The organism is Martelella sp. FLE1502 (genome assembly GCF_053484255.1).
The window spans coordinates 1-698 of sequence record NZ_JBAKFQ010000066.1 but is presented as its reverse complement, the minus strand read 5'-3'; the positions used below and the strand labels follow the sequence as shown (position 1 = coordinate 698).

Genomic DNA, 698 nt, shown 5'->3' with positions numbered 1-698 from the left:
GGAACTACTTCAAATCAACAGCATGCGTTGCAGACTAATCGCCCGATGCTCTAATGGAGGCGTATCCAGCATTTGCAACGTAATTTGCGCACTCTTGCGGTTTGATGGTCGTAACAAGGCGTCCGATGGCGCGCCATGTTTTCTCGACGGTTCGCTTCTGGCCCATACGCATCCAGTGTTTGATCTTGGCGAACGCCTGTTCGATCGGATTGAGGTCGGGTGAATAGGGCGGCAGGAACCAGAGCCTTGCGCCTGCCCCTTTGATCGCCTTGCGGACCGCGGCTGACTTGTGGCTGCCGAGATTGTCCACGAGGACGATATCTCCGGGCTTGAGAGTGGGCACGAGAATCTGCTCGACATAGGCTTGGAAGCACTGGCCGTTGATCGGACCGTCGAAGACGCAAGGGACCGTCAGCCGGTCGCAGCGCAACGCGCCGAGAAAGGTCAGGGTTCGCCAATGGCCATGCGGGGCAAAGCCGCGAAGGCGTTTGCCGCGTTTGCCCCATCCCCGGAGCGGGGCCATATTGGTCTTGATCCAGGTTTCATCGATGAACACCAGCCAGCCGGGATCGAGGCCGGCCTGCAAAGTCTGCCAGCGCTGACGCCGTCTGGCGATATCGGCGCGCGCCTGCTCAAGGGCGAACTGAACCGCACCGGGTTTGCCGGAGGCTCCTACTCTTGAGTAAGATGGAGCATCA

1 protein-coding gene is annotated in these 698 nt (G+C 59.6%); it reads right to left on the bottom strand.

The features are described from left to right. Positions 1 to 34 precede the first annotated feature (34 nt). A partial coding sequence (locus V6767_RS22695) for an IS630 family transposase (protein ID WP_448475507.1) occupies positions 35 to 698 on the bottom strand: 664 nt, incomplete at its 5' end.